The 13507-nt window shown below is 61.7% G+C and carries 13 protein-coding genes; 11 read left to right on the top strand and 2 right to left on the bottom strand.

Translation table 11 applies throughout. The features are described from left to right. From C8D92_RS08290 to C8D92_RS08340, 11 genes are all read left to right on the top strand, one after another. Positions 1-1188 (top strand): type VI secretion system Vgr family protein (locus C8D92_RS08290; protein WP_116919059.1); only part of this gene is annotated, 1188 nt, incomplete at its 5' end. Continuing rightward, on the top strand, positions 1175-1990 hold the full coding sequence (locus tag C8D92_RS08295; protein ID WP_165819256.1) for a DUF4123 domain-containing protein: 816 nt from the start codon (positions 1175-1177) through the stop codon (positions 1988-1990). The genes C8D92_RS08290 and C8D92_RS08295, both read left to right, overlap by 14 nt. Then, positions 1978-5391, top strand: coding sequence for a hypothetical protein (locus C8D92_RS08300; protein WP_116919061.1), 3414 nt, complete (start codon positions 1978-1980; stop codon positions 5389-5391). Before C8D92_RS08295 ends, C8D92_RS08300 begins: the two co-directional genes overlap by 13 nt. 364 nt (positions 5392-5755) lie before the next feature. Further along, positions 5756-6397: a hypothetical protein gene (locus tag C8D92_RS15590; protein ID WP_133243121.1), complete on the top strand. Its 642-nt coding sequence runs from the start codon at positions 5756-5758 to the stop codon at positions 6395-6397. Positions 6398-6635: 238 nt separating this feature from the next. Then, the gene (locus C8D92_RS08310; RefSeq protein ID WP_116919063.1) at positions 6636-6833 is read left to right on the top strand and encodes a hypothetical protein; all 198 of its coding nucleotides are present in this window, start codon (positions 6636-6638) and stop codon (positions 6831-6833) included. Next, positions 6830-7954 (top strand): hypothetical protein, encoded by a 1125-nt coding sequence (locus C8D92_RS08315; protein ID WP_116919064.1) that lies wholly within the window; start codon positions 6830-6832, stop codon positions 7952-7954. The genes C8D92_RS08310 and C8D92_RS08315 overlap by 4 nt, the downstream gene beginning before the upstream one ends. Before the next feature lie 187 nt (positions 7955-8141). Then, positions 8142-9299 (top strand): sphingomyelin phosphodiesterase, encoded by a 1158-nt coding sequence (locus tag C8D92_RS08320; RefSeq protein ID WP_116919065.1) that lies wholly within the window; start codon positions 8142-8144, stop codon positions 9297-9299. Between the two features lie 109 nt (positions 9300-9408). Then, the gene (locus tag C8D92_RS08325) at positions 9409-9909 is read left to right on the top strand and encodes a phage tail protein (protein WP_116919066.1); all 501 of its coding nucleotides are present in this window, start codon (positions 9409-9411) and stop codon (positions 9907-9909) included. Next, positions 9906-10874 carry a DUF2157 domain-containing protein gene (locus C8D92_RS08330; protein WP_116919067.1) on the top strand — a complete coding sequence of 323 codons (969 nt, stop codon included), beginning with the start codon at positions 9906-9908 and terminating at the stop codon, positions 10872-10874. Before C8D92_RS08325 ends, C8D92_RS08330 begins: the two co-directional genes overlap by 4 nt. Continuing rightward, on the top strand, positions 10871-11932 hold the full coding sequence (locus tag C8D92_RS08335; RefSeq protein ID WP_165819257.1) for a DUF4401 domain-containing protein: 1062 nt from the start codon (positions 10871-10873) through the stop codon (positions 11930-11932). The genes C8D92_RS08330 and C8D92_RS08335 overlap by 4 nt, the downstream gene beginning before the upstream one ends. After that, positions 11925-12464, top strand: coding sequence for a GDYXXLXY domain-containing protein (locus C8D92_RS08340; protein ID WP_116919069.1), 540 nt, complete (start codon positions 11925-11927; stop codon positions 12462-12464). The genes C8D92_RS08335 and C8D92_RS08340 overlap by 8 nt, the downstream gene beginning before the upstream one ends. Here the strand turns inward: C8D92_RS08340 and C8D92_RS08345 are convergent. Continuing rightward, the gene (locus C8D92_RS08345; protein WP_116919070.1) at positions 12447-12872 is read right to left on the bottom strand and encodes a secondary thiamine-phosphate synthase enzyme YjbQ; all 426 of its coding nucleotides are present in this window, start codon (positions 12870-12872) and stop codon (positions 12447-12449) included. The two genes, C8D92_RS08340 and C8D92_RS08345, sit on opposite strands and share 18 nt — an antisense overlap. A gap of 45 nt (positions 12873-12917) precedes the next feature. Beyond that, complete coding sequence (locus C8D92_RS08350; RefSeq protein WP_116919071.1) at positions 12918-13412, bottom strand: DUF4442 domain-containing protein; 495 nt, start codon at positions 13410-13412, stop codon at positions 12918-12920. Positions 13413-13507: the final 95 nt, after the last annotated feature.

Raw genomic sequence — 13507 nt, forward strand, 5'->3', positions numbered from 1 at the left:
GGGGCCAAAGTCGATCTCACCGACCACCCGGACGAGACCCTCAACCGGGACTGGCTGCTGGTCCAGGTCACCCACACCGGCCAACAGCCCCAGGCGCTGGAAGAGGAAGGCGGCACGGAACCGACCACCTACCACAACGCCTTCACCGCCGTGCCCGGCGACACCCCCTGGCGACCGACCACACCGCACCGTCCGCTGATGGACGGCCCGCAGATGGCGATCGTCACCGGCCCCGAGGGCGAGGAGATCCACTGCGACGAGCACGGGCGGGTCAAGGTCCGGTTTCCCTGGGATCGCTACTCACAGAACGACGAGCACAGCAGCGCCTGGCTGCGGGTCAGCCAGGGCTGGGCCGGGGGCCAGTACGGGTTCTTCACCCTGCCGCGCATTGGCAACGAGGTGATTGTCTCCTTTCTGGATGGCGACCCCGACCAGCCGATCATCACCGGCCGGACGCACCACGCGACCAACACGCCGCCGGAGACGCTGCCCAAACACAAGACCCGCACCACGCTCAAAACCCAGACCCACAAGGGCGAAGGCCACAACGAGCTGCGCTTTGAGGACGAGGCGGACCAGCAGCAGATCTACGTCCACGCCCAGAAGGACCTGGACCTGCTCACCGAAAACGACCGCACGGAGGTGGTCAAGAACAACCAGCACCTGACCGTTCACACCGACCGCACCCAGCAGGTCAAAGGCAATGACCACCTCACCGTGGACGGGGAAAAACGCGAAAAGGTCGGCAAGGACCACAGCTTCGACGTCACCGGCAGCCTGCACCTTAAAGCCGGCACGGCCTGGCTCACCGACTCCGGCCAGGAACTGCACATCAAGGCCGGCCAGAAGGCCGTGATCGAAGCGGGCATGGAAATCACCCTCAAGGCCGGCGGCAGCTTCGTCAAAATCGACCCCAGCGGCGTCGCCCTCACCGGTCCCGCCATCAAGCTCAACATGGGCGGATCGCCGGGCAGCGGCACGGGGCAGTCCGTGCAGGCGCCGGCCATGCCAAAGACGGTGGGTGTGTCCGGGGAAGCGGTGGAGCCGGAGGCATTGGCGGAGACGGATCAACGACCGATGGCGGACCGTGTCAACCGGGATGAGTTGTTCAAGGCGGCGTCATCGCGATCTACGGCCACCAAGCTGTGTGAAAATGCCCCCGACGAGGTCTGTGATGTCCATGGTTGATGATTCGCGCATTCCCGTCGGCCAGCCGACGTTCCGGGACGGTCTGGCAGGTTCGCATGTCAGTCCCGGGGACCGGTGCCTTCTCGTTGTCGACGCCGCCCAGTACGACTCAAATGAGGTATTGGCAACCGTCTACGCGAATGACGACGATCCTCACTGGTGCTGGCTCTTTGAGAACAGCACCCTCAAGGATCACGCAACAGCGGGACCACTGGTCGTGGAAACCACCGCGGATTCCAAGCTCGTCACGGCGGTGAACGAGCACTACGCTGACAGCGGTCTTCTGTACCTGTTCACGCGTCTTCCCACGACCGAAGCGCTGGCCGGATGGCGGACGGCCTTGCATGGAGACCTGCCCGAGCGAGGCTCCTGCGCACTGCGCTCGTATGATTCCCGGTTTCTGACGGTGATCAACAGAGTCTGGCCGGACTGGCTGGCTTCGCTGATACCGATGGACATGAAATGCCTCTGGTCAGTGGACTGGCACGACGATCTTCACTGGGTGCAGGGTCTTGTCTCAGCAGGAGACAAAGCGCGACCAGAGCCCGTATGGAACGAGCGGTTGGAAATGAGCCTGGGCTGGGCCGATGCCTGGAGTCGGATGCAGCAGCTGCCTGGATCGTCCTTCGAAGAGGGGCTGCGATTTATCCGGCATCAATGCGAGGCCATCGTGCCCTGTCCGGATCAGGACTCGGAGCTCATCGGTCAGTGGCAGGCCTATGTTGCTTATCAGACAACAGACGGCACGGAACGCCGTTCCCGCGGATTGAATGAAAAGGATGTCGAACCATGTCAACGGTAGAGCGATCGGAGTGCGCACCCTCGGCCAACATCTGGCTGGAGCTGATTGGCCAACAGTCCATGGCAAACCATCAATACCTGGTCGTTGAGCACGCTGAAGAAGGGGATTCCGAGACGCCAATGGCGGAGTGCCCTGATCATCAGGGGCGGCGTGGTCCGATTCTGCAGGCGTCGACCGGAAAGGTCAGAACGCGTTCCCTGATTCTCCGCCTGACAGGGGACAAGACCATTGATTTGCCGCTCACGGCGCCCGAGGACATGGGACCGCACGACCTCCGGCCACCCCAGCGGGAGCATCAGGATAACCTGATGGTGTCCGTTCATCCGACACTCTTCTGTGATGCGGGTGAACTCACACACCCCCGCCCGATCACGGGTTACGACGAGTCCGTTCCCGCGCCGATTCGGACGGGCTGGGTGTATGTCTTCTTCGGTGGCCGACTGTGGCGAGAGGTTGCCGTCATTGCCGATCCCGAGGCGACGCCCGTGTTTCAGGACAGCGATGTTGAGTCGGCACGGCAGACATCTGAGCCTGAGCATGAGCGTCTTGCGGTCGGTCCGGAACTGGACGTGCTCCATCTCCCCGCACGCATCCGGGGGAGGGATGTCTCCGGCAACCTCCAGCTCGCCTTCAGCGAGACCCAGTGGTCCTGGGATTACATTGAAGCATTGGAAACAGAGGACGATCTTCGTTCGGACCGTTGTCGCGATGCCCGGGCCATCAACGCGTTCGTTGAACGTCAGGCGGACGAGCTCTACAACGACTGGACCTACATTGACCACATGCGCAGCCTTCGGGGTCGCGATCACCCGGTGGAACGCGATGTCACCTGTCCGGGCCATTGGCTGCGGGATGTGGAAGGGACCAGAACGCAGGGCGATCAGCAGGAACTGGTGGAACAGCGCGATGCCATCGAGGCTGACGAGGATGTGGTGGAGGCCAGCTATTACGTGGGCGCGCCCACACTCTATCCCCGCTGGCGTCAGTCGCATCTCAACGGCGAGGCATTACCAGAAATTGGGGCGGGTGTTGATGTGCTGGCGCCACTTCGGGACCGGCACATCCTGACACTGCATCTTCGGGATCCGCTTTATGCGGCGCGACATCTGGTTGGGCAGGTCAATGCCTCCATGGCCCTGCTTCTGGACCTGGTGGACCACGTCAAGAAACGCCCCTTCGGCGTCACGGCCGAGTTGTTTCACAATAACTTCCGACGACAAACGTTGCCGGACGGCAGCACTAACCCGCTGTTCATTGAGGACGGCTGGCTCGATAACCGTCTGGACGAGAGCGATTCGGGCCGCCTGCTGCGGACAGTCTACGATGCGGAGCGGCGGGCCATCAGAGCCTTTGTCCGTGATGCCCAAATGGCATTGGTCCGGCTCCTGAACGATGGGCAGCCCGGCAACCTGACCGCCGTCCTACGGGATTTGTTTGCTTTGGAGATCGGCAATTCGGTTGCCGGCTATTTCCAGTCCGGGCCCATGCTTCAGGTGCTTTCACTGCCCGTGAATCGTGTTGACCCGCTGATCCTGCCTCAGGAATTCGATGCAAACAGTGGTGACGAGGCGGCCAGTCTCGCCCTGGCGATTGCCCGCGGTGAACACCTACTCGGCAAGCTGCTGTTGCCCTTCCAGGAAAACGTCGCCGAATGCCGGGCGGGTGATGCCACGGTGGCATCCCTGAAGGCCATGGCCGACGGGCTGAACGACCAGCAGAAAGAGCTGAGGGTGTTGGAAGCCAACGTCGTGCGGGAACTGGCGGCGCACCAGGACGACACCCAGGCGCCGGACGCTGCCGCCATAACGGGCGTCGCGCGGATCGGAAGTCATGCCTTCCAGTCGATTGCCGGTGAGCTGGGCCAATGGTGGCTGAGCACCGTTCAGAAAGAGCTCCAGCAGAAAGGCGCCGTGTTCACTGCAGAGGTGAACCGCATTAAGGGGGCGTTTGAAGGGTTTGCCGAGGCGGCTATCCCCGGTCGAACACAGGTCCAGCTTGAAGGTACTGAGGATGGTCGGGCCTTTGTTGTGCTGGAGGTCGTTGATGAGAGCGGGCAAACCCTGACCTCGGGGGCGGCGGCGGGAGCGTCCCTACGAGTGGCGGATGCGAATGCCTTTGACGGCACCGTCAAGCATCAGCCGGTTAAGCGCTGGTTTCACCAGGGCGCTACCAGTCCGATGGGCCTGCCGGGGCTTTTGGTGGTGTTCGATGTTTGGAATTTTCAGAATTCAGCTCAGAAACTAGAGACTCCGAACGCTCGAAATGTCGTGGGATTTTTGAGTGCGATGGCCGACTTAGGGATCAGCTCAGCGCAATTGGTTGCACTATTACCGAATCAACCCGAGCGGCTAGCATCCCAGGTGTCTGGCTGGAAACAGGACGCTAGGTGGTTTACCGCAATGAGCAATAAGGTGAAAGCCGCTGACGAACTGGCCGAGGAGGTTGTCCGCAGCAAAATCGAAGCAGCGGGCTGGGTCGCCGGTATGTTCACGACGGCCCTGATTGTGAGTGATTCGGTGAACTCTTTTCTGAACGGGCGCTGGGGCACGGGGTCCGCTCAGTTGATCCAGGCTGGCGGCGTGGCCACCATGACCAGTGCGGATGTTATTGCGGCCCGTGTGCTAACACCCATCGGCAGTCGAGCGGTCAAACATTCCTCAGTTCGAGCCACACAGGCTCTCATAGGACGAGCGATCCCGGCAGCAGCGCGATGGACTGGCACAGTGGCGTCCGGGTACGTCACTGCGCTTGGGTTTGCGATTTATGTGTTGGGGGAGGCCGCTTATTATCGTCTCAAGGACGACGACGTTAGTGAGTGGCTTCGGGCAGGGCCTTTTTCCGGAGACCGTGACGCGCAAACCGATGCGTTGAAGGATGAGTCGACAGCGTATCTGGAGTTGGTGAAAGCCATGACCCCGGTTGCCTTTACCCGTCTGCCGAGTCATCAGATGCAGGACTGGATGAAGCACCGTGAGCTGACCCAGTGGAGTGGTGAAGCCGAGAGTATTCTGACCTTTGCGAGCCCGGCCTTGGCCATTACCGGTGAGCCTAGTGAAGTGAAACTGGAGATTGAATACGAGCAGGTGCTTGAGCGACGCCTGGGGCCCAGCAAAGCCAGTGGCTGGAACACAGAAATACTGCAAACTCGTTCGGGAGTGATCGGAAAAGGGATCGAAGAGGCTTATGACGAACAGCGCCAGGCCATTGATTTCATGATTGGTGAAGCGCAGCTTCCCGGATTAAGACCCCGTGCGGGGAACGAACAGGTCACGACACGCTACAACGCCAAGGCTCTGGAACTGACTTATACCCTGCAGGTCTGGCAGCGGGACTCGCAGGACTATAAAAATGTAGAGATTACTCAAACGATGGAGAATCTGGATGTCCAGTGGAACAGCTGAGTCGTCTGCACCGGAGGGAAGCTACAGTGAGGCGGCGTTTCGGGCAGGCTCCATTCCTAAGCAAAAGCTACTGGAGGATCCTGGTCGGTTTGCGAAAGCGCTGGAGGGGGGAGACCTGATTGAGCGGCTTCCCTGGGGACATTATGCCCGGTTGAATATACACGAGCGCCCTAAATACGTGCGCTCCTATCAGGAGCGTCATACTGGGGGGGGGCAAAGCTTGGAGCCAGGGCGAGCGTGGACTCATGAGCATAAGCCAAAAGATTTAATCAAAACTCGTTGGCAGCTCGTGCTGATGTTTGCGGGCGCATTTGCAGATTACTCCATGTTTTGCTTTTGGATGTTCTGTGCCGTTGTTACTTTTTTGGCTGTTGCTGTACAGGCAGGCTTTGTTGAGGCACTAGTTCATGGGTCGTTCCCAATAGCGGGTATCGCACTCCTCCACCTCTTCTTCCGCTACCCCTTCACCTGGTTCCTCGAAAGCCACCCGGGCTTCATCGTCAAAGACCTCGGCTGTGGCTTCTTCCGCCCCACCGGCATGGTGAAATTCCGCACCTGGCGGGAGGAGACGTTCGAGGCACCATTTATCGAGTTCGATCCCTATATCTCGTTCCACGTTCAGCCGAAGGGGCCGACCAGTTGCAAGCTCCAGCTTCGGCACCGGTATACCGGCTGGCAGACGGTTGTGGCGTCGGTCCACTCCACCCTCAAGCACGAGCTTTACGCCCATTGGGACGAGCTGCAGCGGTACATGGACGTGAGCCAGCCGCTGCCGGACATCCCGGCGCTGGAGCCCTACCGTCATCTCGACCCGACCACCGCCGAATACGACGCGGCCGGCAAACGCGGCCGCCCGGCAGACTACTGGGCCACTCTGGATCTGGACTGGTGGGAAAAAGAGGGCTACCCCAAACACCAGCAGGCCATTCGCGATTTTCCCTGGGACACCCTGGAAGACCGAATGCAGTACAGCGTCGCCAACCTCAATGAGGCGGCGATGGTCTAGCCGAACGTCCTGATAGGCTGACAGTCAGGAGATGGCCCAAACGTGGATCCGAATGGGCCTTGGATGGAGAGACAAGTCATGGAAGATGGACTGGTATTGGCTGGCTGTGCTCGTTGGTGGCGCTGTTCGTGTTGTTGAAGTGGTTCAGCCGTGGGGATGTCTGGCCTGACCTGATTCTGCTGGTCATCGTCAGCCGGCTGTTGGCCTTTGGTGCGGTGGCCGCTTGGGCGTGGTCGTGATGGCCGAATTTAATAAAGACAGTCCCTATATCCCGCGACGCCCCGAAGCCGACGATTACTATCGCACCACCGATTACCTGTTTCGGGTTACGCCAGAGTCCGCCTATCCGGTTGATCCGGTCGATCAGGCACCGGCGGAAAAACCGATTTGGCGTCCCATTCGACAACCCTTGACGGCTCTGGAGCTGTATCCATGACCGAATCGAACGCGAAAGTGGCAGCCCCCCACGCGGGCAAAGTCGACGCCTTCCCAACCGGCCGGCTCACGTATCTGTCGCCCCGGCCTCTGCCCACGGGATATCCCCCCGTGGACCATGGCCATGCGATCGGTAAAGTGACCGGCCACTATCTGGACTTTGGTGTGGGGCACTCCAATGCATTTTCCTGGCAGCTTGTAATCGGCGGCTCGTTTGTGTTGTTTCTGATGTCGGCGGTAGTTGGCCCTCTACTCGGTTTTATTCTGGGGTATCACATCGATGGCTGGTCAGGCGCTAACATCGTGTGGCAGAAAACACAGGAGCCTGGGTTTTGGGTCGGTATTGGGGGCGCTTTACTTGTATTTTCAATTTCGATGTTGCCCGTCAGGAACACGTTCCAACAGGCTGAAAAAATCTATCCCACCCGGTTCCATCGCCAACGCCGAGAGGTGTGTTTTGTGCCTGAGGGTGAAGAGGACCCGATCTTCGTGCCCTGGGAACAGTTGCAGGCCTGGATTCTGGAGTCTCAGGGCGTGAGTGAGTACGGGGTGCGTCGCCAGTACGGGTTTGGCGTGGGCTTTCATCACCTAGAGACGGGGGAGCGATTCACGCTGGAGTTTGAAACCCACGGCCGCCCCCTGGCGATCAGCAACTGGGAGGCGCTGCGGGCGTATATGGAGTACGACGTCCACTCACTGGAGGAGATCCAGCCGCGGGCGGAGGGGATGGATTCGGAAGAGGCGCCGATGGAGGAGGGCGTTGCCTACTTCCACTACGCCCGGCGCAACCTGCGCCGCCGCCGTCAGGCCGGAGAGGTGGGTTGGATCCATACGTTCTTCTGGTACCTGTATCACCTGATGACCTTCTGGACGGTGCCAAACCGGCTGGTGGAGTGGGAGAACCGCAAACTGGCGCATCTGGTCAACCGTCGCCTGCCGCCGGCGATGGCCGAATGGTCCAAACCCCTGCCGGAGAGCGATTGGGCCAGACCGAGTGAGGAACTGGTTCGTCTGAGCGAACGGGTCCGAACGATTCTCAAGGCCCACCCCGAGCGGGACATTACCGAGGTACACGCGAGCGTGTATGAGCAGAGTGGTGACGCGGAGGCCTTGCGGGCCTGAGTGTTGGCTTTCCTAAAGTCCAAACACCAGCAGGCCATCCGCGACTTCCCCTGGGACACGCTGGAAGACCGGATGCAGTACAGTGTGGCGAATCTGAACGAGGCGGCGATGGTCTAGGCTGACCAGTGGGTATGGAGCCGCATGGATCAATGGGGCGTAGAGAGCCGCAACACACAGGGAGGCGTCAATGACACTGCGCGTGCTGACCTACAACATCCGGATGCTCGGTGCCCCGAGCAACATCAAGAACAAGGCCCGGGCGGATGAGATCAAGGACCGGATACGGGCGATGGATCCGTTGCCGGATGTGATCATTTTTCAGGAGCTGTTTGTGAACGCCGCCAGGACAATTCTTCTGGAGGGGCGTAAGCGGGGCTGGTTTGGTCCCCGTGAAGGCGGCCTTCTGGACGCCGGTTACACGGCAACCAATCGCCCGAACAAGCCGGGCCGGCTGCGCAACGGGGGTGTCATGATCCTGTCCCGGCATGGATTGGTGAACAGTGACACCGACGTGTTTGAACACGCCACCCTGGCTGCCCGCCGGCAGGCGAAAGGGGTTGTTCACGCAAGGGTCCGCAAGGACGGGCAGGATTATCATGTGTTCGGGACGCACACCCAGGGCGGCGGCTGTGGCGACAATGTGATTGAGGCACGGCGCAATCAGATCCGGGAGATGGGCCGCTATATCCGTCAACAGATCGGAAACAGTACCGACCCGGTCATTGTCGCCGGCGATCTGAACGTCGGTGGTTGCGCCGATATCGCCCTCACGGACGTTCCGGAGCTGATCCGGGAGACAGACCGGTCCGAGGTCACCGGTCCGGAGGTCCGGCATCTGCCACTACCGGACGGACAGGCCACCACGCTGGATGGTGAGGCGCTCGATCATTTCTTTGTGTCGGCACCGCATCATGCCCCTGAGCCGTCGACAGTCCGGCGGCTGGACTGGACGTCCGGCATCGCGACGCGCTCGCCGTTTGATGGGCGCACACTGGACGGCCACGACCGGCACTTCCTGTCCGATCATCACCCCGTACTGGCCGACCTGGTCTTCACTGATAGCGAAGAGCGCGCCTCGGGCCATTTGGCCGGCCGCGTCCGTCGGGGCAGCTGGAGCGACGAGCGGCGTTTTTGTGCTGCGTTGATCTTCACCCACGAGTCCGGCGACATTGAAAAGCGCGTGATGGCGTCCGACGGCCACTATGCGATGACGCTGCCCGAGGGGCGCTATCGGGTCGACGTTCTGACCACCGACGGGGAAACCCGGGTGACGGGAGACGGGTTCGTGGTGGTTCGCTCGGATGCTGAGAACACGACGTACAACATCCTGCTCGATGAGTCGTAATGGCGACCGTGTCCACGCTCCGATCGCCAAAAACCGCTACGCTCACATCATGAACAGGGAACGCTTCCGGCGGCCTCCTCGCCGCCGACCACCGCTCTGGAGGACGCTTATGGCGATGTTCACCGTCAACACGCATCGGTTCGATCCGTACCGGGATTTCAAGTTCACCGTGGTGCTGGATGGCAAGGTGATCCCGGGAGTGACCCGGGTCAGCCCGCTGATCCGGCGGACCGAAGCGCTGGAGAACCGCACCGGCACGTCACCGAGTCATCCCCGCGTCATGCCGGGGCAGACGCATTTCGAGCCGATCGAGATTGAGCGGGGGCTGACTCACGATCCGACGTTCGAGGAGTGGGCCGAATCGACGTTCTCTCTGCAGGGCGACGGGGCGGTGTCACTCAAGACCTACCGTCGTGACCTGACGATTCAGCTGCTGAACCTGCAGGGGCAGGTGGTGATGGCCTATCAGGTGTATCGGTGTTGGGTCAGCGAGTATCAGGCGCTGCCCGAGTTGGACGCCAACGGCAACACGGTGGCCATCGAGCGCATTGTGGTCGAACACGAGGGCTGGGAGCGGGATCGCGAGGTGACGGAGCCCGCCGAGACATGAGTCAGGGCGACCGGAGACGACTGGCCAGCCTCATCGACGCGAATGCGATTGACGCCGGCCGGATTGACCGGGCGCTGGCCGTCATCGGTATTCCGCCGACGGGCGCCGAGTGGGTCCGGTTTCTGGATCGCTGTCTGCTGTGGCTGGGTGTTCTGGCGCTGTCTGTCGCTGCTGTCTTCTTTATTGCCTACAACTGGGATGGCATGGGGCGCACCGGTCGTTTCGCCTTGCTGGAAGGCGGGCTGGTCGTGGTGATTGCCACGTATTGGACCCAGGCCCGGAAACCGCGTGTGGCGGCGGCGCTTCTCGCCATGGCCTGTCTTCTGGTCGGGGCGCTGCTGGCGCTGTTTGGCCAGACCTACCAGACCGGGGCCGATCCCTGGCAACTGTTTGCGCTCTGGGCGGCGGTGATCATCCCGTGGGTGGCCGTCGCCCGCAATGCCGGGCTCTGGCTGTTCTGGGTCGGCCTTTTGAATCTGTCGGTGGGGCTGTACTACGAATCCGGGGGCGGTTGGTTGTTCGGCGACTGGGGGCGGATCATCGCGGCCCAGTGGGCTCAGTTTCTGTTGAACGTGGCGGTACTGGTGCTCTGGGAGGGCGGATTGATGGTGACTCGTCGGGGGGCGCGCTGGCCGACCTGCGTGGTCGCCGTTTTTGCGGGCGTACCCGCGACCTGGCTGGCGGTGATGGGCGTTCTGTCTCTCGATCAGGGATGGGATGGCATCGTGGCCTGGGCGCTCTGGATGACCCTGTGCCTGGTCTTCTATCGGTGGGTCCGTCTGGATCGTTTCATGCTGGCCGGGTTCTGCCTCTCTGGCATTGTCGTGATCACAACGGCATTTGGCCGGTGGGTGCTTCAGGACACGGCAAGCGGTGGGTTCCTGGTGCTGGCGCTGTTCGTGCTGATTGCGGGCGCGGGCTCGGCCACCTGGTTGAAGGCTTTGAATCGGGAGGTCGAGGCATGATGCCTCTGGAAGATCGGCTCCGCGAGGCTGGCGTATCGGTTGCTGAACCGGAGGTGGGGAACCGGGATCCGGAAAGCCCCTGGTACATCCGTGGGTTGGCGGCCGTGTCCGGCTGGTTGGCGTCGTTGTTACTGATGGCATTTTTCGGTCTGTTTTTGACACAGGTGCTTGAGACGCCCCTGGGGTCGCTGATCACCGGTGTGTTGTTGGTTGCCGGCGCGTACTTTGTCATGCGAGCCGAGCACAACGACTTTCTGGAGCATGCCGGTCTGGCGATCAGCCTGGCGGGGCAGGGATTCGTGATCTGGTCCCTCTACCGTTTCCTCGGCGATGACTCCAGCGGCTTCTTTGCCGCCGTGGCCCTGCTTGAGCTGATCCTGACGGTGGTGATGCCTGTCACGGTGCACCGGTTTGTGACGACGGTGATCGCATCCCTGGCGGTGACCGCCTCGCTGGCGATGTGGGGTGAATGGTATCTGGCGTCGCCGCTCCTGCTGGTCGCGATGGTGCTCATCTGGTCGGTCGAGTTCCGTCGTCCCGGGCAGGTCCGTGCCCGTCAGGCCGTCGGTTATGGCATTGCCCTCTCTTTGATGGTCACGTCTTTTGGATTTTCCCGCGTGTCACCGATGGGCCTCGACAGTGTCGTCCGTCTTCAGGGGGAACCATTGATCGGATATTGGCTCGCATCGGCCCTGGCAGGGCTGGTTTTTGTGTCGATGCTCGTCCGGGTGGTTCGGGTGTTGCCGGAGTCGCTTTCGCCGGTCGCATTGGCTTTGGTAGGGGTGGGCATGATGGCCGCCTTTTTCGTCTCCCTGATGGTGCCCGGTCTGGTGGTGGGTCTGACTCTGCTGGTACTCGGCTTTGCCAGTGGGCACCGGGTTCTGCAGGGCCTGGGTATCCTCGCGCTGCTGAGTCATCTATCGGCCTATTATTATCAGCTCGATATTACCTTGCTCGACAAGGCGGGCCTGTTGCTGGTGGTCGGGGTGGTGTTGCTGGCCAGTCGCTGGGCCATGCGACGCCTTGTTGCGGCCTTGGAGGAGACTGCCCATGGATAGGTTCAGCCGTTGGGTGGCTGTGGTGGGGCTGGCGCTGGTTCTGGCCGTGGTCAATGTGGGTATCTACAGCAAGGAGCAACTCCGGGCCAAAGGTGAAGTGGTGTATCTGGCATTGGCGCCGGTGGACCCGCGCTCGCTCATCCAGGGTGACTATATGGCACTGCGGTTCGCGCTCACCCGGGCGATTCGTCAGGCTGTGCTTGCCCGGTATGAGCGGCATGCCCCGGAGCGTCAGGCACACGATGACGGTGCGGTCGTCGCGCTGGATGAGCGTGGGATCGCCCGGTTCGTCAGGTTGTCGGACGACGCGCCGTTGGCCCCGGATGAGCGTCGTATCGATTATCGCTGGCGCCAGGGCGAGGTGCGGGTGGCAACGGATGCGTTCTATTTCCAGGAAGGCACGGCCGAGCGCTATGAGGCCGCCGAATTCGGTCGTTTCCGGTTGAGCGACGACGGCGAGTTGCTGCTCACCGGCCTCGTCGATGAGAACCTGGAGCCGCTGACCTCCGGGGCGTCAGCGGCTCCCCTGTAACGTCGCCACCACCGAACGCCCTCCGGCACGGTCCCGGTGCTCGCAGAGATAGAGGCCCTGCCAGGTACCCAGGTTCAGGCGACCGTCCGTCACCGGAATGGTCAGTTCGGGGCCGATCAGTACCGTCTTGATGTGGGCCGGCATGTCATCCGGCCCCTCCAGCGTATGCGCATAGTGGGGCGCGTTCTCCGGCACCATCACGTTGAAATGCCGCTCGAGGTCGCCCCGTACATCCGGGTCCGCATTCTCGTTGACCGACAGCGACGCGGATGTATGCCGGATGAACAGGTGCAGCAGGCCAACGCGGCATCCGGACAGGTCCGGCGCACCCCGAAGGATGGCATCGGTCACCAGATGAAACCCGCGTGGCGCCGGGTCGAGTTGGATCGTTGTCTGCTCCCAGATCATGCTTGCCTCCTTCATCGCTGTGCCCCGATGATATCAGCCCGCCTTTCAGTCCCGGCGCTTGGGTGTCCAGGCCCAGGTCATCTGCGCCTCAATCGGCTCGCGGTCCTCGCTGTCGTAGAACGTCAGCGCGACAGCCACTTCGCCGCGGTCGTCCGTCACCATCCGCTGTCGCTGCTCTTCCGTCAGGTGGGCTACCACCCGCATGTCGCCTTTGGCCCGGCGGGTGTACTCGGCGTGCACCGTCTTGATGACCGGAATCTTGTCGTCCGGCACGTTCAGGCCCACCAGAAAGCCGGTGGCGGATTCGGCAAGCAGCAGCGAGGCCACCGCATGCACGCCCTTGATGTGGTTCTGGACGCGTCGGCGATTGGCGAGACGGATTTCGCAGTGCGACTGATTGAGGGATTCGATGCGGATGCCCGCGGTTCCGGTGAACGGGACGGCCTTGCCGAAGAACAGCGACAGCGCCCGGGGCCGCGCAAAAGCCGGGAGCTGATTGATGCGCTCGACCATGCCGGCGAGCCGGTTGGTGTGTGCCATGTTGAACTCTCCTGTCTGTGGTGAGCGAGCACCTTACCCGATTTCCCCGATGGACTGAACGGCCGGACCCGACAGGGTTCTGGCCCGGCCACCCA

Origin of the sequence: Tamilnaduibacter salinus (assembly GCF_003096655.1) — a bacterium.
Taxonomy (GTDB): Bacteria; Pseudomonadota; Gammaproteobacteria; order Pseudomonadales; family Oleiphilaceae; genus Tamilnaduibacter; species Tamilnaduibacter salinus.